At 58.5% G+C, this 26,203-nt stretch carries 20 protein-coding genes; 10 read left to right on the top strand and 10 right to left on the bottom strand.

The window, feature by feature from the left end; genetic code table 11:
* Window positions 1–45: 45 nt before the first annotated feature.
* From LOC68_RS26260 to dapF, 3 genes are all read right to left on the bottom strand, one after another.
* A complete protein-coding gene (locus LOC68_RS26260) occupies window positions 46–891 on the bottom strand; it encodes a glycerophosphodiester phosphodiesterase (protein WP_230224725.1) in 846 nt (281 codons plus the stop codon).
* 156 nt (window positions 892–1,047) lie between these two features.
* Window positions 1,048–1,881, bottom strand: coding sequence for a lysophospholipid acyltransferase family protein (locus LOC68_RS26255; protein ID WP_230224723.1), 834 nt, complete (start codon window positions 1,879–1,881; stop codon window positions 1,048–1,050).
* 36 nt (window positions 1,882–1,917) lie between these two features.
* A complete protein-coding gene (dapF, locus tag LOC68_RS26250; RefSeq protein WP_230224721.1) occupies window positions 1,918–2,781 on the bottom strand; it encodes a diaminopimelate epimerase in 864 nt (287 codons plus the stop codon).
* Between the two features lie 230 nt (window positions 2,782–3,011).
* Here dapF and LOC68_RS26245 point away from each other — a divergent pair, with 230 nt between their 5' ends.
* The 3 genes from LOC68_RS26245 to LOC68_RS26235 all read left to right on the top strand — a co-directional run bounded on the left by LOC68_RS26245 (window position 3,012) and on the right by LOC68_RS26235 (window position 6,220).
* Complete coding sequence (locus LOC68_RS26245) at window positions 3,012–3,743, top strand: TIGR00266 family protein (RefSeq protein WP_230224711.1); 732 nt, start codon at window positions 3,012–3,014, stop codon at window positions 3,741–3,743.
* Window positions 3,744–3,905: 162 nt separating this feature from the next.
* A complete protein-coding gene (locus LOC68_RS26240) occupies window positions 3,906–5,210 on the top strand; it encodes a tetratricopeptide repeat protein (RefSeq protein WP_230224709.1) in 1,305 nt (434 codons plus the stop codon).
* Between the two features lie 113 nt (window positions 5,211–5,323).
* On the top strand, window positions 5,324–6,220 hold the full coding sequence (locus LOC68_RS26235; RefSeq protein WP_230224705.1) for a tetratricopeptide repeat protein: 897 nt from the start codon (window positions 5,324–5,326) through the stop codon (window positions 6,218–6,220).
* Here LOC68_RS26235 and LOC68_RS28395 read toward each other — a convergent pair.
* Window positions 6,217–6,342, bottom strand: a complete 126-nt coding sequence (locus tag LOC68_RS28395; RefSeq protein WP_255670701.1) for a hypothetical protein — start codon at window positions 6,340–6,342, stop codon at window positions 6,217–6,219. The two genes, LOC68_RS26235 and LOC68_RS28395, sit on opposite strands and share 4 nt — an antisense overlap.
* Window positions 6,343–6,450: 108 nt before the next feature.
* Here LOC68_RS28395 and LOC68_RS26230 point away from each other — a divergent pair, with 108 nt between their 5' ends.
* Window positions 6,451–7,347 carry a tetratricopeptide repeat protein gene (locus tag LOC68_RS26230; RefSeq protein ID WP_230224703.1) on the top strand — a complete coding sequence of 299 codons (897 nt, stop codon included), beginning with the start codon at window positions 6,451–6,453 and terminating at the stop codon, window positions 7,345–7,347.
* On the opposite strand, the gene LOC68_RS26225 is transcribed toward LOC68_RS26230, so the two are convergent.
* The 3 genes from LOC68_RS26225 to LOC68_RS26215 form a co-directional block, all read right to left on the bottom strand.
* Window positions 7,344–7,691 carry a hypothetical protein gene (locus LOC68_RS26225; protein WP_230224701.1) on the bottom strand — a complete coding sequence of 116 codons (348 nt, stop codon included), beginning with the start codon at window positions 7,689–7,691 and terminating at the stop codon, window positions 7,344–7,346. The two genes, LOC68_RS26230 and LOC68_RS26225, sit on opposite strands and share 4 nt — an antisense overlap.
* A gap of 229 nt (window positions 7,692–7,920) precedes the next feature.
* Window positions 7,921–11,241, bottom strand: coding sequence for an AsmA-like C-terminal domain-containing protein (locus LOC68_RS26220; RefSeq protein WP_230224700.1), 3,321 nt, complete (start codon window positions 11,239–11,241; stop codon window positions 7,921–7,923).
* Window positions 11,242–11,449: 208 nt separating this feature from the next.
* Window positions 11,450–12,733 carry an ArnT family glycosyltransferase gene (locus LOC68_RS26215; protein ID WP_230224699.1) on the bottom strand — a complete coding sequence of 428 codons (1,284 nt, stop codon included), beginning with the start codon at window positions 12,731–12,733 and terminating at the stop codon, window positions 11,450–11,452.
* A gap of 347 nt (window positions 12,734–13,080) precedes the next feature.
* Here LOC68_RS26215 and LOC68_RS26210 point away from each other — a divergent pair, with 347 nt between their 5' ends.
* Window positions 13,081–14,721: an MFS transporter gene (locus tag LOC68_RS26210; protein ID WP_230224698.1), complete on the top strand. Its 1,641-nt coding sequence runs from the start codon at window positions 13,081–13,083 to the stop codon at window positions 14,719–14,721.
* A 23-nt stretch (window positions 14,722–14,744) separates the two neighbouring features.
* On the opposite strand, the gene tilS is transcribed toward LOC68_RS26210, so the two are convergent.
* Window positions 14,745–15,740: a tRNA lysidine(34) synthetase TilS gene (gene tilS / locus LOC68_RS26205; protein ID WP_230224697.1), complete on the bottom strand. Its 996-nt coding sequence runs from the start codon at window positions 15,738–15,740 to the stop codon at window positions 14,745–14,747.
* Between the two features lie 684 nt (window positions 15,741–16,424).
* Here tilS and rny point away from each other — a divergent pair.
* From rny to LOC68_RS26180, 5 genes are all read left to right on the top strand, one after another.
* Entirely contained in the window at window positions 16,425–17,978 is a 1,554-nt protein-coding gene (gene rny, locus LOC68_RS26200) for a ribonuclease Y (RefSeq protein ID WP_390623411.1), read from the top strand.
* Window positions 17,979–17,996: 18 nt separating this feature from the next.
* The gene (locus tag LOC68_RS26195; RefSeq protein WP_230224696.1) at window positions 17,997–18,824 is read left to right on the top strand and encodes a TIGR00282 family metallophosphoesterase; all 828 of its coding nucleotides are present in this window, start codon (window positions 17,997–17,999) and stop codon (window positions 18,822–18,824) included.
* Window positions 18,825–18,881: 57 nt separating this feature from the next.
* Window positions 18,882–19,319 carry a DUF2752 domain-containing protein gene (locus LOC68_RS26190; RefSeq protein WP_230224695.1) on the top strand — a complete coding sequence of 146 codons (438 nt, stop codon included), beginning with the start codon at window positions 18,882–18,884 and terminating at the stop codon, window positions 19,317–19,319.
* A gap of 68 nt (window positions 19,320–19,387) precedes the next feature.
* Window positions 19,388–20,044: a hypothetical protein gene (locus LOC68_RS26185; RefSeq protein WP_230224693.1), complete on the top strand. Its 657-nt coding sequence runs from the start codon at window positions 19,388–19,390 to the stop codon at window positions 20,042–20,044.
* Window positions 20,045–20,150: 106 nt separating this feature from the next.
* Complete coding sequence (locus LOC68_RS26180) at window positions 20,151–21,083, top strand: alpha/beta hydrolase (protein WP_230224690.1); 933 nt, start codon at window positions 20,151–20,153, stop codon at window positions 21,081–21,083.
* A 55-nt stretch (window positions 21,084–21,138) separates the two neighbouring features.
* Here the strand turns inward: LOC68_RS26180 and LOC68_RS26175 are convergent, their stop codons facing one another.
* Window positions 21,139–22,068: a LysM peptidoglycan-binding domain-containing protein gene (locus LOC68_RS26175; protein ID WP_230224688.1), complete on the bottom strand. Its 930-nt coding sequence runs from the start codon at window positions 22,066–22,068 to the stop codon at window positions 21,139–21,141.
* Window positions 22,069–22,425: 357 nt separating this feature from the next.
* The gene (secD, locus tag LOC68_RS26170) at window positions 22,426–26,202 is read right to left on the bottom strand and encodes a protein translocase subunit SecD (protein WP_230224686.1); all 3,777 of its coding nucleotides are present in this window, start codon (window positions 26,200–26,202) and stop codon (window positions 22,426–22,428) included.
* Window position 26,203: the final 1 nt, after the last annotated feature.

Below are 26,203 nucleotides of genomic sequence, written 5' to 3'. Positions count from 1 at the left end.
GATTTCGCGGAAAGCTTCAGCAAGGGAAGGGGGCAAACCTATTTCCTATTTCTTTTCCCGTAGCTGGAGAAGGGTCCGGGGGTAATCGGTGTAGATTCGCTCGACCCCCAGATCGATGAAACGCCGCATCGTTTCCGGGTCGTTCACCGTCCAGGCCCCCGGGATCAAACCGGCAGCCGTAATCCGTCGGACCTTATCGGCGGAGATTCCTTTTTCGTTGATCACCAGCGAATCGAAGCCGCGATCCAAGGCGATTTCGATGTCGCTCTCGATATCGGTATTCGCCGGACGATCCCAGAAGACCGGGATCTCGGGCGCCAGACGTTTGACGGCCGTGACGTACTCGAGATTCCCTTCGTTAAACCCGACCCAGCGTTCGGCCTTCATTTGCTTGATCAATTCAATCGCTTCCGCTACGCAGTCGACCTTCGGCAGCAGCGAGGCTCTGGTCCGCTGCTGCGACATCACCAGCTGCAGCACTTCGCGCAGCGTAGGAATATGACGCGGGAGACACTGCTCGACCGTCAGCCCATGCTGCTGGCGAAACTCGGTCGCCACGTCCAACTTTTTCAGCTCCGCATAGGTCGCATTCGCGACGACCATATCAACGCCGGCGACGCGACCGGTCGTCGCATCGTGAATCACGACAAGTTCGCCATCCTTGGTGCGATAGAGATCGAGCTCAATCCAGTCGGCGCCAACATCGATGCCGCTGCGAAAAGCGGCGAGTGTGTTCTCGGGAAACTCGCTCGAGTTGCCGCGGTGGGCGGTAACGCCGTTGTCGAGGAATCCCTCTTCCGCAAACGCCAGATTGCCGAACAGCGTCAACGTTGCGACAACAAACGCCATTACCAAGAGTGGCTGACGTCCGGAAAGTAGTTGCGACTTCACGAGAGAGTTTTTCCATCGCTGAGGGGAGCCCACTCGACAAAACGCAATCGACGACGACAGAGCGGGGCAGTAGGCGGGCCTATAAGTGCAAGAGCGAAGCCTGCACGCCGCAATTATAGATCGAACGACAGGCGATTGCGATCAAGGCCGCGTCCGTTAGGCCGCCTTGTTGACCACGAGAGTCGGCCGTTGTCGCTCCAACTTCTCTTCGCTCAGATCAAGCGAGCGAGCTTCCGCATGAATCCAAAACGGATCGAACTTCGCCGCCTGGCGATGACCGGCCAATGGGGCGCTGCGGGGGCGAGCAGCGATTTCTTGTTCCAGACGTAGGCCCGATTCGGCCCAATCTTCGGCGATCGCGGTGATCTTGTTCAGATAGCGCTGGACGCGGCGGCGGTGTTGTTCGATTTCTTCTTTGTCCAGCTTCGGCGGAATCCAGAGGGCCGCTCCCATCAGACCGCGGCCGCGGGAGAAGAAGCGGGGGATCGCGAACTTGTCCCATGTGCGAGCTCGCGTCGGACGATCAAATCCAAAGCCCATCGGGATCAGCGGCAAGCCGAGCCGCGACGCCAAATAGATCGCCCCTGGCGCAAGTCGCCGACGCGGTCCGCGCGGACCATCCGGCGTAATCGCCAGGTGCATGCTCTTCGACTTTTCGAGCAGTTCCATCAGCGCCGTTGCGCCGCCGCGCTGCGACGAGCCGCGTACCGTATCGAAGCCCATCATCTGTGCGGTGTGGGCCAGCCACTCGGCGTCGCGATGCTTGCTGAGCAGCATCGCGATGTTGCAGTAGGGACGCAGATAAAGGGGGAAGCTGATGTACTCGTGCCAGAAGATATAGATGCCGGCCTGGTTGTTTTCGGGATGGGACGGATCGAGCCGCGCATCGTGATAAGCGACGCGCAGGTCGAGCGTATCCAACCAATGGCGGATCGTTTCTTGCAGGGCGAAACCGCCCAGCCGCGTTAACCAACTGTATTCGAGCGCCATGCGAGCTTCCTATCTCGCGTCCCCAGCCAAATAGCGTTAGGTCGACGACGCCGGTAGCATCCACTCGCCGGTAAAGACCTCCGTCGCGCCTCCCGTCTTATACACGCAATTGTCGGACTCGTTCCACTCCAATTGCAGGTCGCCTCCTAGCAGATGATTCAATATCTTCCGCTCGGTTCGTCCGGTCAGGACGCCGGCGACGCAAACGGCCGAAGCGCCAGTGCCGCACGCTAGCGTTTCGCCGGAACCACGTTCCCAGGTGCGCTGGCGAACTTCGGTCGGCAAAATGACCTCGACGAACTCCACATTCACGCGAGCCGGGAAATAGGTAGATCGTTCGATCTGAGGTCCGATCTTCAGGACCAATTCGTCGGTCGCTTCCTCGACGAAGATGACGCAGTGGGGGTTCCCCATCGAGACGCAGGTCACCTCGAAAGTTTGCCCAGCGATTTCAATTTTTTGGTTGACGACCGGGTTGGCGTCGAAGGTGGTCGGAATCTTCTTTCCTTCCAGGATCGGCTGCCCCATGTTGACGCGAACTTGCTGAGCCAGGCCGCCGTCAGCGGTGATCTGCACGGTCAAAACGCCGGCGCCGGTTTCCAGCTGCAGCGTTTCTTTCTTGGCGATCCCATGGTCGTAGACATACTTGGCGACGCAGCGGAGACCGTTGCCGCACATTTCCGACTCACTGCCGTCGGCGTTGAACATCCGCATCCGGGCGTCGGCCACTTCCGACGGCGTGATCAAAATCAGCCCGTCGCCGCCGATCCCAAAATGGCGATCCGAAACGAGCGGAGCGATCTGCTCCGGCGGGGCCGGCAGCTCTTCGGCAAAGCAGTTGACGTAGACATAGTCGTTACCGATGCCGTGCATCTTGGTGAAGCGCATTGCTGTTTCCATCGCGGGATTCTGGGGGATATTCGACGCCTATTTTATCGCTTAGACGCCGACCAGGGTACGCCGGGTTCGCGGTAAACGGCGGCGTATTCATTTCACCTCCTACAACCGCACCTTCCCCATGAAATCGCCCGGAAAGCGGTTCGACGCCCCCCGATTTGCAAGGTAGATCCCTTCAAGCGCCCCGCCGCATTTGCGGACCGTTTCGACCCAACCACCGACTGAGGACGACGATGCAAACTTCCCACGAAATCGACTACGAAATCATCGGCCATGACATGCAACTGGTCGAGATTGAACTCGATCCCCACGAAACGGTCGTCGCCGAAGCGGGCGCCATGATTTACATGGACGACGGAATCAGCTTCTCGACCCGCATGGGAGACGGCAGTGATCCCGATCAAGGCTTCATGGGCAAGTTGTTCAGCGCCGGCAAGCGGATGGTGACCGGCAACACGATCTTCCTGGGGCATTTCACCAACGATTCGTCGAGCAAACGCCGCGTTTCGTTTGGAGCGCCGTTTCCGGGCAAGATCATCCCGATCGAACTGGCCGAAATCGGCGGTACGATCACCTGCCAGAAAGATGCGTTCCTCTGCGCCGCGATGGGAACCAAGCTCGATATCGCGTTCCAAAAACGCCTGGGCGCCGGCTTCTTTGGCGGCGAAGGTTTTATCTTGCAGCACCTGCAAGGGGACGGCCGCGCGTTTCTGCATGCCTGCGGTACGATCATCACCCGCAAGTTGGAGGGAGAAACGCTGCTGGTCGAAGCGGGGAGCCTGGTCGCGTTCACCGAAGGAATCGACTACGACATCCAACGCGCCGGCAACATGACCTCGATGCTGTTCGGCGGAGAAGGGCTCTTCCTGGCGAAGCTGAGCGGCCACGGCACCGTCATGATGCAAAGCCTGCCGTTCTCGCGTTTGGCCAATCACATTTTGGCTCGCGCGCCGCATAAAGACTAAACGCTCGATCACGATCGCTGGAAACCATCGACGCCGTGCGGAGTTCTCTGGAGTTCCGCACGGCATTTGTTTGCGCGCAAGCTTTCTGCAGAAACACTTGAAGCGTCGTTTATGCGTGTTAAACTCGGCAATTCGTCGCTCCCTAACTCTCAGGAACCCGCGATGCGCGCTCTCTCTCTCTCCGTCGCTCTCATCCTGCTCGCCGCTTCTGCGGCGTTTGGTCAAAACTACCAAGCCGGCGATCGGGTGATGGTCATTGCCGACGCCAAGCTCATGGCCGATGGCCGCGGCGCGACGGATAAGGTGTTTCTTGGGTTGTTTCTCAATGTGCAAGAGGTGAACGACAAGTGGCTGTGGGTCGAAAATGGGAGGCCCGGCTGGCTCGACCAGCAGTACGTCATTCCCGCAGCGGACGCGCTTGAATATCTCACGAAGCGCAACAGTGAAGAGAAGAACAATCAAAAGATCATGGTAGCGCTCTCATTCTTGCACGAAGAGCGACGCGATTATGACGCCGCCATTTCGCTCTGCGACGACCTGATTCAGCTGAATCCTCGCGAGGGCGCCTATTTCAATACGCGTGGCAATTGCTGGGACGCCAAAGGAGAGCATGACAACGCGATCGCCGACTACGATCAGGCGATCCGCCTGGCGCCGACGAAAGCGATCAACTTTAACAACCGAGGCAGATCTTGGAGCAAAAAGGGTGACGACGACAAGGCGATCGCTGACTACGATCAGGCCCTCAAGCTCGATCCGAAATATGCCACCGCCTATCGAAATCGCGGAATCGCTTGGAAAAACAAGAACAACAACGACAAGGCGATCGCCGACTTCGAGCAGTACGTCAAACTCGATACCAAGGATTCGTCGGTATACAGCAGTCTAGGATGGGCGCGAATCAACAAACGGGACTACGACCAGGCCATTGCGAACTTTAACCAGGCTATCGCGATCAATCCCAAGTCAGCGTACGCCTACAACGGCCGTGGCATCGCTTGGGATCAAAAAAAGGAGTTCGATAAAGCCGTAGCCGACTACAACAAAGCCATTCAATTCGATCCCAATTACGCCATCGCCTACAGCAACCGCGCGATGATTTGGGAAATGAAGCGAGATTACGCCAAAGCGATTGTCGACTACGAGCAGGCCATCCGTTGCAATCCAAATTCAGCCACAGAACGTAACTCCCTTGCCTGGTTACTCGCCACTTGCCCGGACCCCATTTACCGCGACGGCCTGCAAGCGATTAGCAATGCCATGAAGGCGCTGGAGACGACCGCCGGAAAAGATCCGGTAGTCATGGATACGCTGGCAGCCGGCTTTGCGGAAGTTGGTGACTTTGCCTCCGCAATAAAGTGGCAAACCAAGGCGTGCGATTTAGCGCCAGTCGCCGAAAAAGCGGGCTACCAAAGTCGGCTCGATCTCTACAAGTCAGGCAAACCGTACCGAGAAACCGTCGACTAACCGCTGATATCCAAAATCCCGCCGGTCTGCCCGAAAGGTTTTCACTTGAAGCGGGGCTACGGGCCAACTAAATTCAGTGGCTCCTAGCCCCCCGCTTATTTGAGGCGCCTGCGATGCGATTTTCGTTCGTCTCTCTCCTGCTCGCCGCACTCTTTTCTTCCCTGGCGATCGCCCACGAATACAAGGTCGGGGACCGGGTGATGGTCATCGCCGACGCGAAGTTAGCTGCCGCTGGTCGTGGCGAGACAGACGAAGTTTTTCTTGGGCTGTTTCTGGACGTCAACGCGGTCAACAACAAATGGCTTTGGGTCGGCCAAGGCAAGCCGGGCTGGCTTGATAAGAAAAATGTTATTCCAGCAGCGGATGCCTTCGACTACCTCACGAAACGTTACAGCCGAGAGAAAAGCAACAAACAGGTGATGCTCGCTTTGGCGTTCTTGTGGGAAGAACGACAAGAACTTGACATCGCGATCTCACTCTACAATGACCTCATCAAGCTAGACCCACGGAATGCTATTTATTTCAACAACCGCGGCATTTGCTGGAAGGACAAGGACGAATACGACAAAGCAATCGCCGACTTCAACCAAGCCATTAAGCTTGATCCCGAAAACACCTTCGCCGCTCTTAACCGAGGCACGGCATGGTACGGCAAAGGAGAATACGACAAAGCGATCGCCGACTATAACGAAGCCATCAAGATCGACCCGAAAGATGCGGCGGCCTATAACAATCTTGCATGGCTACAGGCCACTTGCCCAAACCCCATTTACCTCGACGGCCAGCAAGCGATCATCAATGCGAAAAAAGCGCTCGAGCTAACCGCCCAAAAGGATGCAAACTGCGTCGGCACCCTCGCGGCCGCCTATGCGGAAGCAGGCGATTTTGCGGCTGCGGTGAAGTGGCAAACGAAAGCCCAAGACATGTATTCGAGCGACGACAAATCGAAGTGGGGATTCCTGCTCGATCTCTACAAGTCCGGCAAACCGTATCGCAAAACCCTCGACTAACCGCTGATATCGAGAATCCCAACAGCCTGCCCGGTCGGATCAAGTCCTTTGTGATTCTTGGGCTGCGGCTCTTCTTCGTGATGTTCGGTTTCGGCGAGCAGTTCGTTCGCTTGGTCCGGCACTTCCCACAGACGGCGACCGTCGGCGTCGCAAGAATTCGCTTGAACCGGGGCGACGGGCCAACTAAATTCAGTGGCTCCCAGCCCCCCGCTTAGTTTGAGGCGTTTGCGATGCGACTTTCGTCCGTCTCTCTCCTGCTCGCCGTGCTCTTTTCTTCCCTGGCGATCGCCCACGAATACAAGGTCGGGGACCGGGTGATGGTTATCGCCAGCGCGAAGCTAAAAGCTGCGGGCCGCGGCGAGACCGACGAAGTTTTTCTTGGGCTCTTTCTCGACGTCCAAGCGGTAAACGACAAGTGGCTTTGGGTCAGTAATGGCAATCCCGGGTGGCTTGACAAGAAGTACGTCATCCCTGACGACGACGCTTTCGACTACCTCACGACACGGTATAGCCAAGAGAAGAGCAATGAAAAGGTCATGCAAGCTCTGGCATTCTTGTGGGAAGAGCGACAAGAGTATGACATTGCCATTTCGCTCTGCAACGACCTGATTAAGCTGAATCCTCGCGAGGACGCCTATTTCAATACGCGTGGCAATTGCTGGCAGGGCAAGAAGGAATACGACAAGGCAATCGCCGATTTCGATCAAGCAATTCGCATTGCGCCGGAGAGTGCGATCTACTTCTACAACCGGGGAAATGCATGGAGGCTCAAACGTAACTACGACAAAGCGATCACGGACTACAATCAGGCCCTCAAGCTCGATCCGAAAAATGCAGGACCCTATAACGCACTTGCATGGCTACAGGCCACGTGCCCGAATCCCATTTGCCGCGACGGCCAGCAAGCGATGATCAATGCCAAGAAAGTGGTCGAATTAACGGCGGAAAAAGATGCGAACAGTATAGATACTCTCGCAGCCGCCTATGCCGAAGCGGATGATTTTCCGTCCGCAATCAAGTGGCAAACCAAGGCGTGCGATTTAGCGCCAGCCGCCGAAAAAGCCGGCTACCAAAGTCGGCTCGATCTCTACAAGTCAGGCAAACCCTACCGAGAAACCGTCGACTAACCGCTGATATCCAAAATTCCGCCGGTCTGCCCGGTTGGATCAAGCCCTTTATGATTCTTGGGCTGCGGCTCTTCTTCGTGATGTTCGGTTTCGGCGAGCAGTTCGTTCGCTTCGTCCTGCACTTCCCACAGACGGCGACCATCGGCGTCGCGATCTCCCGCTTCCTGACTTTCGTCGGGGTCGCCGACTCCGGAGGCCTTCTCCGCTTTCAGATCGGCATCGGCGCGACGGGCCTGGTTGGCCGACTCCTGACGGTTGCGATCGACTTCGCTCGATGCGTTTTGCGCCAGCGGCGAAGCGGCCAGCGAACTGACGAAAGATACGCCGGTGGGTCCGATGCTCATCGTTGTCTCCTTAGGCAGCAGGAGTAAGGGATCTATCCATCCCTGGTAACGAGTAAATCCGAGCGGCGAATAGGAGAGACAATCGCCATCGAAAGCGTAGGTTATGGGAGCGGAAAGTCCAATTTTGACGATTGCTGTGTTGCCTGGCCCTCTTCTTTATCGACGAACCGCCGGCTTGATTCGCCAGCAGGTTTCTCGAATTCGTCCAATTTGGCCCATTTTCGGCCAGCTAGCGAGGTATCCCGCCGCCGTAGGTCGAACCTTGCCGAGCCGCCGAACCGCCGGTCGCTTCGCCAAGGCCTCCGCCGAACCGGAGCGGCTGTTCGGGGAAGAGCTGCTCGAGCGCTTCGTTCATGACCGGGAAAATCTCTTGCTGCGTCTCGGGGTGATCAATCGTTCCGTTGACGTGAATCACCATGAAATTGCGACCAGCTTCTCCCAACAATGGGCGAATGACCGGGATCTGATAACGATTGTTCCCCAGTTCGGTATAGAACCGCATCGAGATTCGACCGTCGAGATTCGCTTCGCCGGCGCCGGTGAGCGAGATCGCATCGCCGCTGACCGTCATCCGGTTCATGTAAACGTAGTCGCCGTTGATTTGGAAATCGATGTCGCTGGTATGAAACGCGGTATTGTCCGGCGCTCGCGCGGCCAACACTTTGAGGAGCGAAACGGCGAGCGGCAACTGATACAGATTGCCGTCACGCAGTTGGATCCGTCCATTTCCCTGGAAGGTATGCGTCCCCAGCGAGTTGCCGGCCAATCGCATTTCGGCGAACAGTCGGCCGGTGTTGCGGCCGGGATTGGCTTGCCCCAAATCGAGGAGCGTCTGCTCAAGACTTCCCTCGGTCAGTTTCACTTCCAGGCTGAACGGTTGGTTCTCTTGCATCAGCACGCTGCTGTCGATCGCCATTTGTCCGCCAAAGGTGGTCGCGACAATGCTGCGCGGCGTCTTTCCTTCGCGACGCGGCACCTGCGATCCAATCACGGCATGCTGCGAACTGATAAAGAGGGGCCCGGTGATCTTGGTCAGCGGGATGTTGTTATAGAGAAGCGAATCGATTGACAATTCGCCAAAGGTGAACGCTCCTTCGGAAGTCGCTTCGCCGGTCAAACGGACGGCGCCGTAGACACGATTCAGCAAAACCCCGGCCGTCACGTCGCAGCCAGCGAGAAAGAAGTCCAAGTCCCAATACGCGTCCGGCGGAGCGTTTTCCTGGGCGCCGCCGATCAGCGTGAACGCGCCACGCATATTAACTGGCGTCGACGGCTTTAAACGTCGTACCGAGGCCGCCAGGTTTGCGGGGAGCGCGGTGAGCAGATCTCGTTCGGGGAACAGGCGATCGACCTGCACGTCCTGGAAACGAAGCTGCCAACGACCGTCAGGCAGCTCCTGACAATCGCCGCCGGTTGCGATTTGCACGTTCCCATGCCGCGCGGTCACACCCAACAAATGAACGACGCCGCGGCGATATTGAATCGCCCCAACCACTTCGTCCATCAGCCAGGGGAAGCTACGCGGTTCGATCGAAATCGTACGGCTCGCGGTGCTGTACTTTCGTTCGCTTTGCAACAGTTCGTCGCGACGCCATTTCTGGGCACGGATGTCGACGTCGAGCTTTCCATTTTCATCGGGAAAGGCGATCGCCAGGTCCATGTGGTCGATCGTCCCCCGGGGGCGAAGTTCGTCCCAGACCCGCCGCGAAGTGGACGGCAACGCCGAACGGAGTTCGTCTTCGAGCGGAATATCGGTGCAGGTCAAGTTGAGCAACAACTTGCCGCGCGGATCGGCGGTTTGCGTCCATGTTCCGCCGCAGACGACATAGCCTGAATCGTTCACCCCTTCCAGCCGTTCGATGAACGTCTTCTCTTCGGTCCAGATGACGCGGCCGTGAATCTTTTCAATGGGGTAGGGGAACTCGTCGTAGGTAACCTGGGCGTCGACGATATCAAGCGTCAGCCGCTTTTCCTGGTCTTCGTCCCCTTTGTGACACTTGATCAGGAAGTCGAAGTTGGTCGTGCCGCGCGGCTGCAGCTTGGTAGCGAACTCGCTCGCCTTGGGGCTGGCGTGCGCGAGTGCGTCGAGCATCACTTCATCGCATAGGATCGGTTCAACCGAAGTGAAGCGAGCGAACCCTTTCGCTTCGGGGCCCAGATCACGCAAGCTCGCGACAATCTTGATCGGCGCTTTGCCGGCCCTGGCCGACAAGTTCAAGTCGAGCACGCCATTCTTGTAGTCGATTCGGCCTTGCGCACTATTCACCGGGTACGGAAAGCGATGGTAAAGGAACCGCGAGTCCAAGCAGGTGACGTGCAGTTCCGGCTTCCACGCGATTCCGTCAAAGTCAGCGATCACCTGGGCGTCGACGGCGCCGGCCGGTTGATAGTGATACCAATGCTCGCGGAGGCTCGGCGGAATCGCTTCGGCGAGACGTTCATGCAAAACGTAGTTGCAGAGATTCGCCTCGAAGTGGACCGGCGAGTTGTCGCTCCAACCTTGGCGAACCAGCGACGCGACGATCGAACCGTCGCCGACGTTGGCCGACATCCGCTCGATATCGACGCCGGCGGCGTTTGCGACGAACGATCCGGAGATCTCCGAGACAGGGAAGGGGAGGGAGCGATCGTTCCAGCGACCTTCGCTCAGATCGCCGCTGATTTCAAATCGGCAGGGACTATTCTTGCTCGGCGTCGCTACTTGAAACCGCAAGTCAACGCGGGCTTCGAGCGGCGCCATCTTGGCCGCTTTCTCTTGAACGCAACTGGGCAGATCGCGGAATAGATCTGGCGTAATCCGCAGTTGGCTAAGACTGCCCTGAATCATGCCGAACTGCGAGTCAGGCTCCAGGATGCCGGAGATCTTCGCTTCTTCAAAGTGTTCGCTACGGAGCGTTCCCTCTACCGTTAGACGCTTCTTACCGTCGGCAGCGATTTGCGGATCACGCATCGGCTTGAGCGTCAGATCGATCGGGTCGAGCCGGAGCCGTGCGCCGCTGACCGAATCGTAAAGCTCAAACAGTCCGTCATGCACTTCGATGATCGGATCGCTGTCGCCAAATTTCGGCAACGGAAAGAGCGACTCCAGGTTCAATTTGCCGTCGGCCGTAAGCGCGGCGGAGATGCGGACGCGCTTCACCACAATCCGCGAGACGTCTAACTTGCCGGCAACCAGATCGCGAGGATCGGTGGTGCAATGGACGAACATCTCATCGATGTCGAGCATTTCGCCGCTATGGCCGGCGACGTTCTTCTGCGAGAAGCGGAGACCGCGGATCTCGACTCCTTCCCCTTCATGGAACTGGGCGGAGTCGATCGACACGTCGAGCTGATGGTAATGCTCGGCGAAACGACGCTGAACGCGAATCCGAATTTCGTCGTTCAAGTTGTGGTACAGATACAAGCCGATCGCTACCGCCGCCATCAAGGCCGACAGTATCGTCCATTTGCAAAAGAGCCAGCTTGTCTGCACCAACCGTTTCAACGGCGTACGGAATCCTTTCCCTTGCGACAGATTCGCCGCAAGTCGTGTCGTAGGCGATCGTTCCATGATCGCCGCGTGAGGCAGCTATCTTGGCAAAAATCGCGCAAATGGTAAAGCGAAGTATGACGGAACGGGGCGTGCCACGGCTCTGTGAGCCAGGCGAAGCTGGGCAAACCAGGCGGCTACCGGGTGGCACTGCTGGCTTGTCCAGCAGTGTGAGCCTGGTACCCGATGCCCACTGCTGGACAAGCCAGCAGTGCCACCCACCAACGTACTACGCAGCCGACGCTGTTTCGGTCGATGGCTCTTTTGCCGATCGCCAGCGATAAAAGAGCCAAACGGCGGCGCCAGCAGCCAAGACAGTCAGCGGAATCATGGGGGGCTGACGATAGCGAATCGAGCTGACGAAGATCATGTGGAGCAGCGAAAAGTAGAAGATAGGCAAGCCACACAACCAGATGCCGAGCGATTGCCGGCGATACGCGACCAGCCCGACCAGGCCCAATATTAAAATAGGTAAGTACCCCACGGCAATGATCAGCCGGAACTTCACGCTTTGAAAACTCGATTCATTCGGCCAGAAATTCCAGTATCGGATCAGCTTTTTCCCCGCCAATTCAACGACTTCGCCTGGATGCTCTTTCGCCCAGGCGACCGACGCCGCTTTCATCCGATCGTCGAGCCGGGTCTCGAAGGTTCCAAGCAGCGGACCTTCCGCCGCCGCATCCGCCGCGAGTTGCTCCTGTCGGAACGGTTCGACAAACGCCATATCGCTGCCGCCATCGGCGCCGGGCCGAATGCCGTCATACAAACTGGCGCCAACTTGCAGCGAGGTCGGCACGAAACGGCCGGCGACCTGGTAGTTGCGAATCCACCAGGGAGACATCGCCGCCATAAAGGAGAGCCCGAGTACGAACATCACTTCGATCTGCCGCAGTCGCTGTGGCAACATCAGCAGACAGATCGGCACGGCGAAGAAGGGAAAGAGCATCCAGCTTGGTCGCGTCAGCACCGCGGCCGCCATCATCACTCCGGCCGCAATCGCCCAGAGCAAACGACTCCGTCGCGAATCGGATTGAAACGCTTCATCCCAGAACCAGATCTGCAGCAGCATCCAAGGACAGAACGCGACTTCGCTGAGCACAAAGGCGCTCATCGCGAGTCCGCCGGGATAGAACGCCGCCAAGAGCGTCGCGATCAGGCCTGCTGTGGTCGAGGAAAACCGGGCGGCCAGTATTCCACAGAGCGCCGCAGTGATCGTACCGAGCGCGGCGCCGAAGATCCGCAGCGTCATTGGATTCGGCTCGTCGCTGAACCAATAGAAAGGGGCCAGGATCGCAGGGTAGCCGGGCGTGCGGAAGATATAGGAATCGCCGTAACGATAATCCTCGCCGTGCGCGACTTGCCGCGCCAACGTTTCGTATGACGCGCTATCGCCGAAAAAGAAACGTTCACCAGCCGGGATTCGACTTTGCCACCAGTACGCGGCTCCAACTCGCAAAGCGAACGCAAGCAGCAAGATCACCCAAAACCAGCGGCTGGCGAAAAGCTTTGACATCAAACGACCGGCCCGTCGGCTAGGAAATAGTTCAGCAGAAGAGGGAAATGACAGCTCTCAAGGGGAATATCGCGAGCATTAAACTAGCAAAACCAGAGAATTTGCGAACTCCCCTAAGATTTTGCGAACCTGGGAAAAAATCCGCCCGAAATCTCAATCCAGTAATAGTTTACTTCCCGCTAGCACTCGCTATACTCTGAATTTTGCTATACACTCGCCCGGCGACCTGTCGCTCTTTGCCCGACGCTGATCACGTCTTGCCCTGGCAGAAAAACGACGGCGAACCGCTGGTTTCCTTTCCCACGTCCTCCCCATTATGCACTGAAGCGAAGAGGAGCCTCCCCGATATGAATGAAAAGTCGGCGCCAAGCGAAGGAGAAAAGAAGTTTCTCTTCTGGGCCTGTTTTATCTCCCTCATCACCACCGCGTTCGGGTTCATCATCCGCGCGATCATCATTGATGAGTGGGGCACGGTCTTCAATCTGACCGAAACCCAGAAGGGGGAAATCTTCGGCGTCGGTCTCTGGCCGTTCGCGATCAGCATTATTTTGTTCAGCCTCGTGATCGACCGCATCGGTTACAAGACCGCGATGTATTTCGCGTTCGCTTGCCACGCGTTGTCGGTGATCATGACGATCGTTCTGCCGATGTACTTCGACCCGTACTGGAGTCTCTATTTCGGTACGTTCATCGTCGCCCTCGGTAACGGTACCGTCGAAGCGGTCGTGAACCCGGTCGTCGCGACCCTCTTCCCGAACGAAAAGACGAAGTGGCTCAACGCGTTGCATGCCGGCTGGCCCGGCGGTCTCGTCCTCGGCGGCATCATTACGATCGGCATGGGTCCCGGCGGTTTTCTGTCGAACATCTTCTCCGGCGGCGAATCGATGGCCTGGCAGTACAAGGTCGCGCTCATTCTGATTCCGACCGTCATTTACGGTTTGATGATGTTGCCGTGCCGCTTCCCGGTGAACGAACGGGTCGCTGCGGGCGTTTCCTACGGCGAAATGCTGGCCGAATTCGGCATGGGGGGCGCGTTTATCGTCGGCTTCCTCATGTTCAACGAACTGGGCCGCGTAGCGACCGAACTTCTCGGCAAGGGAGGCGTCGACGCCAGCGGTTGGATGATTTACGCCGTCTGGGGCTGCATCGCACTCGGAACGATCGGCATGGGGGCGATCACCAAGTTCGCCATCGGCCGCCCGCTCTTCTTGTTCATGCTGCTCATCATGGTTCCGCTGGCGACCACCGAACTTGGTACCGACAGCTGGATCACCTCGCTGATGGAACCGGTCATGACCCAGAACAAACTGGCGGCCGGTTGGATCATCGTTTACACCTCGTTGATCATGATGATCTTGCGATTCTTCGCTGGCCCGATCGTCCACAAGCTTTCGCCGCTCGGTCTGTTGGCCGCCAGCTCGGTGATCGCGATCGTCGGTCTGGTCTTCCTGTCGAAGGTCGAAAGCATCGCGTTGATCTTCATTGCTGCGACCATTTACGGTCTCGGTAAGACCTTCTTCTGGCCGACCATGCTCGGCGTGGTAGCCGAACAATCGCCTCGCGGCGGCGCCTTGACGCTGAACGCCACCGGCGGCGTCGGCATGTTGGGGGTCGGCGTGGTTGGCGCCGTGTTCCTCGGCTACTTCCAAGACTCGGCTCAGGTTGCGGCTCTGCAGGACCACCCGGCGATCTTGAAGCAGGTCGAAGAAGAAAAGAATTGGGTCTTCGGCACCTACAACGCGGTCAACGTCGACGCCGTGAAGAAACTGCCGGAAGCGGAACAAGAGATCGTCACCTCCGCCAGCGAAACGGCGAAGAAAGACGCTCTGTTCGCGGTGGCGGTCTTCCCGTGCATCATGCTCGCGTGCTATTTGCTGCTGATCGTCTACTTCGCCAGCCAAGGTGGTTACAAGGCGGAGGTGCTGGTCGGACATGGCGCCGAGGACGAGAAGTTCACCGGCGGTCTCGAAGGACCAGCCGACGCCTAAGTTGGCGTCACCACCAACCGAAACTACGAAGGGGGAGTCAGCGTCAGCTGCTCCCCCTTTTTTTCGGCCCGAATCCCGCCAGGAAGTTCAATCGGCGCGGGAGCGTCGGCCGCGATCAGCGTCAGCAGCGCCCGCCATTTGTCCCGTCCCATTTCCTGCCGCGACCAATCTTGGCGCCGCCAGAGCAAGACGCACGCTTCGATCGCCAGAAAGGGATCGGCGGTCGCCAGTCGCTTCGCGTTGAGCGTCACTTGCTTACTCGACTGCGTCAAAAGACAAGCGTCGAGAAGGCGCTCCGCCTCGGCCGCTACATATTCGCGGCACTCGGTCGCGCCGGCCGCCAGACGCAAAAGCGACTGATCAACTTGCGGCAGATACTCACTGCGAAGCAGGGGGAGCAATTCGTTGCGAAGTTTGTTCCGAAAGAAGTCGGACTCGTCGTTCGTCGCGTCGTGCCGGAAGTCTTGCCCGATTTCGGCCAGGTACGCTTCCACCTCGGCGCGGCGAATTCCCAGCATCGGACGTAAAAGGCTGATCCCAGGGGCTAATTCTCGCGCCCGCGGAATCCCCGTTAGTCCGGCGACGCTCGTCCCGCGTAAGATCCGCTGCAGGACGGTTTCGACCTGATCGTCGGCCGTATGGGCCGTGACGATATATCGGGCTCCTTGCTCCATGGCGAACTGCTTTAAGAATTTGTACCGCGCCTCGCGAGCGGCCGCTTCGATGCCGTCTCCACTCTCGGTGAGGGTGAATTCAAACTCCACCTTGCCGAAGAGGGCAGGAATCGCCAGTCGATCGGCCAATTCCTGGACAAATTCGGCGTCCTCGGCGGACTCGACGCGTAAGTTGTGGTCGATATGGGCGACAATCAGCCGCCCTTTTCCCTGTTTTCGGATCGCCATAAGGGCGCGAAGCAGCGCAACGCTATCGGCGCCGCCGCTAACGGCGACCAAAACGGTACAGTCGGCCCAGTCTGCCGGCGACCAACTATCGCAGAGAGCGGATTCAAACGGGCGCATTACCTACGGTTTTCCGACAGTGGGGGAAGAAAGGGGGGAAGGCAAATCTTCCCAGGGCGTCATTAGTCTGTTAACATACCTTAAACGGTTTCGCAGCGTTAAGTTGCGACGCGCCGTTTACGATGACAATTACCCATCGCACCCAGCGACTTTTTCGGCTTGCCCCGCATGTCGATAGTCCGCCCCGCGACAGGCGGAAATTGCCTTCGAGCACTTGGATCCTGGTTCCGGAAATCTAGTCCCTGCGAATAGCGAGACGAACCGATGCAACCACTGCTTCTTCTCTTTTTGCGTCTGATGATGCGAGTTTGCCCGAGCAAGTGCTACGTGCTTGGACCGGCTCGCGCGCCGAAAAGAAGCGGTCGTTCGTTCTATCCGCATTCGCGTCCCAAGCTGGTGGTGGCTTTGCCGCTGCTGGGTTGGCTAGAACTTGACGCCGAAACATTGCCGACCGAATTTCTAGCTCGATGCGGCTCGTGCCATATCGAGCGAGGCAGCCCGCCACGGTCGGCATCTGGTCGCCATCCCGATCGCCAGCGAGCCGACCGCTAACTTAGCGGAAGCTTCGTCGCTCGATTCTCAATTTCCCTCTGCAAGCGCGTGGTGGACGACGCCGTAGCGGCGCATTATGCGCCTAAGCGAGCGCCGGAGTCGCTCCCATTTCCATTGAGGGAGATATCGTACGTGCCTGACGCATTAACCTACGCGATCTTCGCCGTCGTCGGCTTTGCGATCGCGATTGTGCTCGTCAAGATTATTGACCGGTTGCGGAAAAAGGATGCCGAAACCGAAGCGCAGCAAATCCTGGAACGTGCCAAACAAGACGCCGACAACCTGCTCAAAGAAGCCAAAATCGAAGCCAAGGAAGAGGCGATCGATTTCAAGACCAAGGCCGAAGCCGAACTGAACCGCAGCCGCGATGAAATCCGCGACCGCGAAAAATCGCTCGACCGCCGCGAAGAGTCGCTCGAACAGCAAGCGACCCACTTGCGCAAGCAAGAGCACATGGTCGAATCCAAAGAACGCCGCCTGACCGAGAAAATCGAAGACGCCAGCCGCAAGTCGGACGAGCTGAAGGCGATTACCCGCGAACAGCAGGAACGCCTGCACAAGATGAGCGGCCTCAATCGCGACGAAGCGAAAGCTGAACTCCTGCGTTTGCTCGACCAGGAACTGCAAGGGGAAACCGGCGCCCTGATCTTGAAGCATCAGCGCCGCGTGGAAGAAACCTGCAAGCAACAAGCGCAGGACATGCTGCTGACCGCGATTCAGCGATTCGCCGCCGCTCACACGGCTGAGTCGACCACCAGCGCGATCGACATTCCGACCGACGACATCAAGGGACGCATCATCGGCCGCGAAGGTCGCAACATTCGCTCCTTTGAAAAAGAGACCGGCGTCGACGTCATCATCGACGACACGCCCGGCGTGGTGATCGTGAGCGGTTTCGATCCGGTTCGCCGCGAAATCGCCCGGATCTCGCTCAACAAGCTGATCGCCGACGGCCGCATCCATCCGACGCGGATCGAGGAAGTGGTCAAAGAGACGCAAGCCGAAATCGAAAACGTCATCAACAAAAAGGGAGAGGAAGCGGCGAGCGAAGCGGACGTGCTCGGTCTCCATCCCCGGTTGATTCACATGCTCGGCCGGCTTCACTTCCGGACCAGCTATAGCCAGAACGTGCTGCGGCATTCGATCGAAGTCGGCTTCATCGCCGGTATGCTGGCCGAAATGATCGGGCTCGACGCGCGGATCGCTCGTCGCGCCGGGTTGTTGCACGACATCGGCAAAGCGGCCGACCATGAACTGGAAGGGGGACACCCGAAGATCGGCGCCGACCTGCTCAAACGGCATGGCGAGTCGCCGGAAGTGGTTCACGCCGCGTTCGGACATCACGACGAAATCATCACTGAATATCCCTACACCATGTTGGTCGCGACGGCCGATGCGGCCAGTGCGTCTCGTCCGGGAGCTCGTCGCGAAACGCTCGAACGCTACATCAAGCGGATGGAAGAGCTGGAAGCGATCGCTCGCGGCTTCAACGGCGTCGAACAGGCGTTCGCGATTCAAGCGGGTCGCGAACTACGCGTGATCGCCAGCAGCCGTGACACCGATGACGAGAAAGCGGCGAAGATCTCCCGCGACATCGCCAAGGCTTTCGAGGCCCAGCTGACCTATCCCGGCGAAATCAAAGTGACCGTGGTGCGCGAATCTCGTTTTACCGAGTTCGCACGCTAAAGCAGCGAAGGAGAAGCAGTGCGGATTTTGCACATTGGCGACATCGTCGGCAAACCAGGACGCGACATCGTGCGGATGGCGCTTCATGGACTGCGGCGGCGCGAAGGGCTGAGCCTGATTGTCGCCAATGCCGAAAACGCCTGCGGCGGCTCGGGCTTGAACCCAGCCGCCTATCGCGAGTTGATCGATTGCGGCGTCGACTGCATCACGATGGGAGATCACATCTACCGTCGCAAAGAGCTGTTCCAGACGCTGCAGTCGCAAAACAACATCGTCAAACCGGCCAACTACCCCAAGTCGGCGCCTGGCAAAGAGTTCGCCATCGTCGAAGCGTCCGGAGGGATTCGAGTCGCCGTCATCAGCATCATGGGGCGCGTCTTTATGCGTCCGGTCGATTGCCCCTGGGAAGCGATCGATCGCGTGCTGGCGACAATCCCCGCTAGCATCAAAATTCGCTGCGTCGACTTCCATGCCGAAGCGACCAGCGACAAGCAAGTGATGGGGCGCTATCTCGACGGGCGAGTCTCCTACGTGCTGGGAACCCATACCCATGTGCCGACCGCCGATGAGCAGATCTTCAAAGGGGGAACCGCGTTCCAGTGCGACATCGGGATGACGGGACCGCACGAAAGCATCATTGGCCGGAACATTGAACGGGTCACCGAAACGACCGTAACCTTCCGTCCTACCCAGTTTGACGTCGCTCGGGATGACGTTCGCCTGAGCGGCAGCATCGTCGATGTCGATCCAGAAACAGGCCGGGCCGTCTCTATCCGGCGAATTCAGATTCGCGAAGAGGAAGCGAAAGCCCTTCAGGCCGAATACTCAAAAGATGCGTCTGGCTGACGTTTTGCTCTTGTCGTCGCATCAAGACTTCTGTAACCTCCGCCGCCTGATAGCTTTATGAGCGCTCCGCCCCCCTCATCCGGTTCGCTTGGCTGGTTCCGCAGATCGCTGCTGGGACTGGTCGGGCTGATTGTCGCCGGACTGTTGGGTACGGCCGCGATGCTAACGCCAAACAACCAGGGCCTGGGAACGCATCAGCAACTTGGCTTGCCCCCATGTTCCTCGCGAGTTTGGTTCGGCGTTCGCTGCCCAGCGTGCGGAATGACGACCTCGTGGGCTTACCTGACGAAAGGAAACGTCGTCGGTTCGATTCGCTCGAACGCCGCCGGCTTTCTGTTAGGGCTCACGGCGATGGCCAGCGCTCCTTGGCTATTAGTTACGGCGTTTCGAGGTCGACCTCCGCTGGGATATCCCAACGAGATCGTAGCCTTGGTCGTCGTTTGCAGCATCGCTGCGGTGATGGTCGCCGAGTGGCTATTCCGCGTGATGTCATGAAACGACAGTCACCACCAATCACGCGTCAGGATGACGCTCGACTTTAGAATCCTGCGGGAAGAACTTCGATGGATCGAACCAACAACTTCCGCCGTTCAATCGCCTTGTTGATCCTGTTGACGCTGGTCCCGACGACCGGCTGCATCAACCTGGTGGCGACGCTCCTTTATCCGCCCAACGAAGTTCCGGCTCGCTACTCCGGCATGAAAGAGAAGAAGGTGGTGGTGGTCTGCATCGCCAGCCCTTCGTTCCGCTCGGAAACCGACACGTCGCACAACCTGGCGGTGATGGTCGAAAAGCTGCTCGCCGCCAACGTTCCCGACATCAAGATCATCTCGCAGCAGAAGATCGACGACTGGCAAGACACCGCCAATTGGGACCGGCTGGACGCTCGTAAGGTCGGGAAGGGGGTCAACGCGGACATCGTGCTGGCGATCGACCTGGCCCACCTCGAAATCCAGGAACACCCGTCCATGTACAAGGGTAAGGCCGATTTTTCGGTCACGGTCTACGACATGAACGACAAAGGGAAGCCAGTCTACGAATCGACCGACCAGACGCTTGAATTCCCTGCCAACGGCACGTTTTCGACCGCTAGTTTGACCGAAGACAAGTTCCGCCGGAAGTTTATGCAGTCGATCTCCGTTTGGATCGCCCACGACTTCTACAAGCATGACGCCCACGATTACCTGGCGATGGACGAAACTTTCGTCACGAACAAGTAATTGGCCGCAAAGATTGACCCCAGGGAGTTGGGACTTTAGGATTGAGGTAAGTATCGACCTCTCCTCTACTTAAAATCAACCACCCGCCCTATCAATCGCCAAGAATATGTCGCGTATCCAACCTTTCGCCGCTTTGGCGCTCGTTCTTAGTTTCGCCCTTTTCACACAAGCGCAAGCTCCGCCTGCCGCTAAAGGAAAGATTCCGCCGCCGGAAAACGTCTCGCTGATGACCAAAGACGGCGTCGCGTTGAAGGCGATTTACTTCCCCAGTCCGAACGAGAAAAAAGCGATTCCGGTCATCATGCTGCATGGCTGGAAGGGGAAGAAGGAAGACGTCGCCGGCTTGGCCGCGGTCTTGCAAAAGCAGGAAGGCTATGCCGTGATCGTTCCTGATCTCCGCACGCATGGCGCCAGCCAATGGACGATTCAACTGAACGATCGCGTCAGCAAGACGATCGACACCGACGATATCAAACGTCAGCAGATGCAGCTCTTCATGGACGAAGACATGGAAGCGGTGAAACGCTTCCTGATGGACCAGAACAATGAAGGCAAGCTGAACATCGACCTCTTGACGATCGTCGCCGCCGACAACTTCAGCAGCATTCTGGCCGCCAATTGGGCCGCCAAAGACTGGAGCTGGCCGATTCTGGCCGGGCTGAAACAAGGTCAGGACGTGAAAGCCCTGGTTTTGGTCTCGCCCGAAACGACCTTTAAAGGCTTTAGCGCGTCGCAAGCGCTCAACCACTCGGCGCTGCAAACCAGGGTTTCGATCATGCTGGTCGCCTCGGAAGAGTCGCGCAACTACAGCGATGCGAAGCAAATCGAAAAACAACTCTCCCGCGGCCGCTTGAACGCCTCGGCCGACGGTCGCGACCTGTTCCTGGCGACCAAGCCTGGGGACGCCAAAGGAACGGCTCTCCTGATGAATCCGGCCTACAACGTGCTTCGCGACATCAAATACCTGGTTGATAATCGCGTCGCCGCTCGAGCTGACGAATTCCCTTGGACCGATCGCTCAAGCCCGCTCGGCAAATAAGCGACTCGATACTCACAGCCAACAAAAAAGGCCCGCCAAGTGCGGGCCTTTTTCTTTACCGGTGATTGATCGGCGTCATCCGCAGATGCGGCTGAGTCCCGAGCGGCACGAGCGGCTGCATCGTCGACGACGAGGCCGAAACGCTCCCTTGCTGCTGCTGGACCGCATTCAGTTCGTCGCTGCCGGGAATCGTGATCTCGACCTTTAGCGGCAACAAGTCGGGATCGCTTAGCACGCCCCGGTTCGCCTCGTAAATCGCCCACGAGAGATCGGCTCGCCCCAGATATCGCTCGGCCAGCTTCGGCAGCGTATCGCCGTCGACCAGGCGATGCCGACGACGCGGCTGGGCCGGAACGCTGTAATGAGGCTGCGACGACTGCGGCTGCGGGACGAACGACTGCTGCGGCTCTGGCTGACGCAGTTCGCCGCTCGGCAGAATCGGCTTATTAGCGACGATCGAGGTCGTCTGCGGCTGCCAACGCGAAGCAGGAGGCTGCTGCGTCTCTGGCGAGATGGCAGGAGCTTCGACGGCGGGCCGCTCGACATGACGCGGCTCAGGAGCTCGATAAACGTCGCCGGCCGGCATTTCGACCGGAATGGCGAACGATTCCACCGAACCGGCCGGAGGCTCACGACGAGCGACGGAGACCCGTTGATAGCCGCGCGGGCTCAGGTCGACCAACTGCTTCGGCGTCGCATCGGCGGCGATCGCCACCGGGTACTCGTCGGCCAAGACCGGAGTTTCTGACGCAACAACGTCCAGACCACCGGAAGTCGACGAAAGCGAGACCGCTTTCCGGACTTCCGGCATCACAAATTCAGGCTCAGCGGGACGCTGTTGCTGATCGCCGATAAACGCGTCAACGCGCGTCGAGGAAGCGGGGAGGGGGGAAGAAAGTTCGCTTCGCGACCAGTACGGCATCGCAGCGCCGACGCCAATAACGCCGATCGCAGCCATCGTGAGTAGTTTCGAATTGCCTGGCATGATGACTCCCATGAATGGGGCCTACATGAAGCCATGAGCGCAATCCGTCGCTACAAGTCCTGAATGTTTCCGTCTAGCAATGGATTATCGACCAATTGCTAGCACCGCTAAGGCGTTTTCTCTGACGGAAACCGAAATTCTCAGAAGCGGCGTTCTTCGCCTAGCGTTTGCGTCAACTTTGCCGCGGCAGACTCTTCTAGTTGTACGACTATCTCGCAACACGAAGACTCTGCAGACAACTCGGCGACGCGTTTCGCCAAGCTTTGTTACGACGCGGTGAGAAGCGGAGGTCGCACGAAAAAAGGGAGATGCGGCTGCATCTCCCTTTCGTTTGTCAAACTTTAACGCTTACGCGAACTAGGCCGCGGCGCCACGCTTCTTTTCGCGATCCATCAACCAGACCAGCACCGGCGAAGCGATGAAGATCGAGCTGTAGGTACCGACGAAGATGCCGACCACCAAGGCGAACGAGAAGCTGTGAACCCCCTCGCCTCCAAGGAAGAAGAGGATCACGACCACAATGAAGGTCGTCAACGAAGTCAGGATCGTACGACCCAACGTCTGGTTGATCGACGCGTTCACCATGTCGATGGTCAAGTCGTGACTCTTACCGCGAACTTCGCGGATACGGTCGAAGACCACGATCGTATCGTTGAGCGAGTAACCGATCAGCGTCAGGAACGCAGCGACGACCGGCAAGCTGATCTTCATTTCGTCGATCTGCATAAAGCCGAAGACGTACTGCAACCAGGTGGTCAGCGCCAAAGCGCCCAAGGTGATCAACACGTCGTGGACCAACGCCACAACCGCCGCCAGACCAAACGCCAGGTTTTGGAAGCGGAACCAGATGTAAGCGACCACGCCGACCAGGCTCAGCACCAGGGCGAAGACCGCCATTTGCTGCATGTCGCCGGCGACCTGCGAACCGATATTGCTCGACGAAGGCCAAACCGGGGTGCTCGTCAGCTCACTACGGATCTTGTCGAAGATCTTGGTCGCGTTTTCCTTGCTGCCCGACAACTGAACCGTCCACTCGGTCCCGCTGACGCTGCTGTCCAGCGGAATCGCCAGACCGTCGCGAAGCAGGTGAATCTGCGGACGTTCCATGCCGAGTTCGTCCGACGCCTGCAGAACGAGGCTCTGCAGCGTTTGGGCGGTGATCTTTTCGTCAAATTTCAAGGTCGACTGGAACTGAAGCGGAGCGACCACGGCGCCGCCGTCGATCAGCGGCTCTTCCAGCGGATCCTGTTCTTCCGTCGGCATTTCGGCGGCGGGAGCTTCGGTCATCGGCGCCGGAGCGTCGGTCTTCGGCTCTTCCTTGGCAGGCTCCGCCGGAGTTTCCGCTTTCGGTTCTTCCTTAGCCGGTTCGGCCGGGGTTTCCGTCTTCGGCTCTTCCTTGGCGGGTTCGGCCGGAGCTTCTTCCGCCGGAGCAGGCTTTTCGCCTTCGCCGTCTTGAGCCAGGGCCAGCATTCCATCCGCCGGCAAATCGCTGCGACGGATGCGATTGCTCGACTGAGCGTCGACAGCCGGCTTTTCGGGAGCCGCGTCGCTGGTCGTTTCCGGAGGCGCCGTCTTGGCCGGTTCCGTCGATTCGGCGCCGATAGCGCCAACTTCGCTGACCGAGACGTTATGCATCACCAGCAGGCTTTCGCCGCTTTCGGTGCGGAAGATCTTTTCCAGTTCGACCTGAACCACTTCGACCCCTTCCGGAATGTCGCCGGTCGAGTACCGAGGTCCATCGATGGCGAACTCCAGATTCAGCCGTGCCGCCGTATCCAGTTCGCCGGCGCTTTCGATCGACATCGTACCGCTGGTCGCGTTGGACGTGTCGCGAATCAAAATGCCGCCGCGATCTTCGGTCAACTCAGCCGACACCTGCGTGCCGGCGTCGCTGATCGCTGTCGCGATTTCACGCAACGAATCGGCGTTGCTCAGATCGACCGTCGCCGACTTGCCGGCGCGATCGGTAATCTTGAGCGAACCAAGTTTGCCGAGTCCGGTCAGCGAGGTGTCGATCTTGTAGATCTGGTTTTCTTTTCCTTCCAGCGTCACGGCGCTGATCGAGACGTCCGGCAGCTTTTCGCTGACCATTGCACGGACCTTCGCGATCGGCATCGCTTCTTTCAGGTAAACCTGAACCGACGAACCGCCGTTGAAATCGATATCGAAGATCGACTTGCCGCGGGCGCCGACCGCAAAGATGCCGACGACGATCAAGATCAGCGAAATGCCGATCGCCATCCGACGCTTGCCGAGGAAGTCGAACTTCGCTCCGCTGGCGGTCGGCATCATCGTCAACGTCGTCAACCACTTCTTGCGTTCCGCGATGTCAAAGAAGACTCGCGAGCAGAAGATCGCCGTAAACATACTCATCGCGATACCGAGAACCAACGTCACGGCGAAGCCGCGAACCTGATCGGTACCGATGCGATAGAGAACCAAGGCCGTAATCAACGTCGTCAAGTTCGCGTCGACGATCGTGGTCGTCGCTTTGCTGAAACCGTTGACCAGCGCCATGCGAAGCGAAGCTCCGTGGTTCAGTTCTTCGCGGATACGTTCGTAGATCAGCACGTTGGCGTCGACCGACATACCGACGGTCAGCACCAAACCAGCGATGCCCGGCAGCGTCAAGTCGGCGTTGAACAAAATCATCGCCGCCAGAATCAGCACCAGGTTCATGAGCACTGCGACGCACGCCACCAAACCGGCGACGTGGTAGTAGATAGCCATGAAGGCGAGAACCAGCGTCAAGCTGATGCCAATCGCCCATTTCCCCTTGCGAATAGTGTCGTCGCCCAGGGTCGCGCTGATCGTCTGTTCGCTGATCGGCTCTTTGCGGAGCACGACCGGCAATTTACCAGCTTGCAGAACGCCGGTCAGCTTTTCGATATCGGCTTCGGTGAAGCGGCCGGTAATAATGCCGCGATCGCCGATCACGCCGCGAACGGCCGGGGCCGAAACGATGTAATCATCCATCACGATGCCGAGCTGACGTTCGCGATTGCCATCCGGCAGGTTGTCGCGGGTCAGCTTCGTCATCAATGAGGCGCCGGCGCTGTTCATGTTGAACTCAACCGCCAGGCCGCCGCTGTTGGTGTCGTAGGTGCGACGAGCGGCCGTCAGGTAACCGCCGGTCAGCGGCTTCGGTTCCATCTTCATCAAAACTTGCAGCGGCTGTCCAGTTCCCTGTCCCCCGCGAACCAGAAAGCCTTCCGAGGTCTGCACCGGACTTCCGTCGAGGGCGGCGTTGAACGCGCCGAAGCCGTTCCACTGGTAGGCGCCATCTTCGTCCTTGCGAATGCCGACCCACTTTCCTTCGGCGCGACCGGTCGAGTTGACGACGTAACGTTCGCCGCGTTGCTTCGGTTCACGAGCCCGATTCAAGAGCGATTCATGGTCGTTGACGTTCGCCACGATCATGAACTCCAGCATACCGGCGGTCGTGATCTTATCTTTGATCACCGCCAGGTCGGCCGACTCGGCGTTCGGAATGATGACTTCGACTTGCTTGCTGCCGTAGGCGCGAATCACAACTTCGCGGACGCCTGACGGGTTGACGCGATTCTTCAGGTTCGCGATCAACTCGTTCATGTTGTAGGCGAGCGAGCCTTCCTGATCTGCCGAAGCGGCGGGCTTCTTCGCGCCGTCCTGAGCCTGATCATTCGTCTTCTGTTCGGCGAGATAGATCTTCGTTTCGTCTTCGTCGATTTCGTAGATCAGGATCACGCCCCCCTGGAGGTCGATGCCGAACTTCGGCGGCCAGCCCCGAATCACGGCGGTCGTCGCGACGGTCAGCGTGACGAAGATCAACGCCAATCGCCAACCATAGGCCGGCATGCGTAGTCCGTTGGCCAACAAGATGCCCGCGGCGATCGGCACGCCCAGGATCGCCAGTGCGATCACTAGATTCAAAAGGGGCGAGCCGTCAGAACTGCTCACAGCGGCGGGAGCTTCGCTCACTTTGACCTCCACCGCAGGCGCGCCAGGAGCAGTCAAAGCTTCTTCCTGCGCCGCCGTTCCGGCGATCAACGAGAGACTCCCCAGCCAGCTATCCGAATTGACTGCCGGGCCCCAGGCCATGGCCGCAGCCGTCAAGACTAACGCGAGCGTCATTGCCACGTATTTACGCATCATC

It is taken from the genome of Blastopirellula sediminis (genome assembly GCF_020966755.1).
GTDB lineage: Bacteria > Planctomycetota > Planctomycetia > Pirellulales > Pirellulaceae > Blastopirellula > Blastopirellula sediminis.
The sequence above is the reverse complement of the archived record's forward strand: the minus strand, read 5'-3'. Positions and strand labels throughout refer to the sequence as shown.

Excerpts from the sequence above, each read along its gene's own strand:
- LOC68_RS26255 (WP_230224723.1), bottom strand. The coding sequence starts at position 1,881 with ATGGCGCTCGAATACAGTTGGTTAACGCGGCTGGGCGGTTTCGCCCTG.
- dapF (WP_230224721.1), bottom strand. The coding sequence starts at position 2,781 with ATGGAAACAGCAATGCGCTTCACCAAGATGCACGGCATCGGTAACGAC.
- LOC68_RS26245 (WP_230224711.1), top strand. The coding sequence starts at position 3,012 with ATGCAAACTTCCCACGAAATCGACTACGAAATCATCGGCCATGACATG.
- LOC68_RS26240 (WP_230224709.1), top strand. The coding sequence starts at position 3,906 with ATGCGCGCTCTCTCTCTCTCCGTCGCTCTCATCCTGCTCGCCGCTTCT.
- LOC68_RS26235 (WP_230224705.1), top strand. The coding sequence starts at position 5,324 with ATGCGATTTTCGTTCGTCTCTCTCCTGCTCGCCGCACTCTTTTCTTCC.
- LOC68_RS26230 (WP_230224703.1), top strand. The coding sequence starts at position 6,451 with ATGCGACTTTCGTCCGTCTCTCTCCTGCTCGCCGTGCTCTTTTCTTCC.
- LOC68_RS26225 (WP_230224701.1), bottom strand. The coding sequence starts at position 7,691 with ATGAGCATCGGACCCACCGGCGTATCTTTCGTCAGTTCGCTGGCCGCT.
- LOC68_RS26220 (WP_230224700.1), bottom strand. The coding sequence starts at position 11,241 with ATGGAACGATCGCCTACGACACGACTTGCGGCGAATCTGTCGCAAGGG.
- LOC68_RS26215 (WP_230224699.1), bottom strand. The coding sequence starts at position 12,733 with ATGTCAAAGCTTTTCGCCAGCCGCTGGTTTTGGGTGATCTTGCTGCTT.
- LOC68_RS26210 (WP_230224698.1), top strand. The coding sequence starts at position 13,081 with ATGAATGAAAAGTCGGCGCCAAGCGAAGGAGAAAAGAAGTTTCTCTTC.
- tilS (WP_230224697.1), bottom strand. The coding sequence starts at position 15,740 with ATGCGCCCGTTTGAATCCGCTCTCTGCGATAGTTGGTCGCCGGCAGAC.
- LOC68_RS26190 (WP_230224695.1), top strand. The coding sequence starts at position 18,882 with ATGAGCGCTCCGCCCCCCTCATCCGGTTCGCTTGGCTGGTTCCGCAGA.
- LOC68_RS26185 (WP_230224693.1), top strand. The coding sequence starts at position 19,388 with ATGGATCGAACCAACAACTTCCGCCGTTCAATCGCCTTGTTGATCCTG.
- LOC68_RS26180 (WP_230224690.1), top strand. The coding sequence starts at position 20,151 with ATGTCGCGTATCCAACCTTTCGCCGCTTTGGCGCTCGTTCTTAGTTTC.
- LOC68_RS26175 (WP_230224688.1), bottom strand. The coding sequence starts at position 22,068 with ATGCCAGGCAATTCGAAACTACTCACGATGGCTGCGATCGGCGTTATT.
- secD (WP_230224686.1), bottom strand. The coding sequence starts at position 26,202 with ATGATGCGTAAATACGTGGCAATGACGCTCGCGTTAGTCTTGACGGCT.